This window comes from Streptomyces sp. HSW2009, assembly GCF_040240285.1.
Taxonomy (GTDB): Bacteria; Actinomycetota; Actinomycetes; order Streptomycetales; family Streptomycetaceae; genus Streptomyces.
In genome coordinates this window covers 1-235 of the sequence record NZ_JBEHZD010001296.1, presented here as the reverse complement: position 1 = coordinate 235, position 235 = coordinate 1, and the positions used below count along the sequence as shown (strand labels likewise).

Here is a 235-nt window from a genome sequence, read left to right as displayed (position 1 = left end):
GGTGATGGGCAAGAACGAAGGCGCCATCAAAACCCTCCAGTACCGTGCCGGGCGCCCCCACGCCCCGCGCCGCCCCCACCCCCCCCCGTTGGCCCCCCCCCCCCCCCCCCCGCGCCCCCCCCCCCCCCCACCCCCCCCCCCCCCCCCCCCCCCCCCCCCCCCCCCACAACAAAAAACACCCCCCCCCCCCCCCACCCCAAAAATTCATAATATACTGGGGGCGGGCGTAATAAAA

1 protein-coding gene is annotated in these 235 nt (G+C 74.5%); it reads right to left on the bottom strand.

Annotated features, from left to right (window positions below; translation table 11 throughout):
* Positions 1-208: hypothetical protein (locus tag AAHZ94_RS36650; protein ID WP_349997732.1), on the bottom strand; the 208-nt coding region annotated here is incomplete at its 3' end.
* Between the last annotated feature and the right edge of the window lie 27 nt (positions 209-235).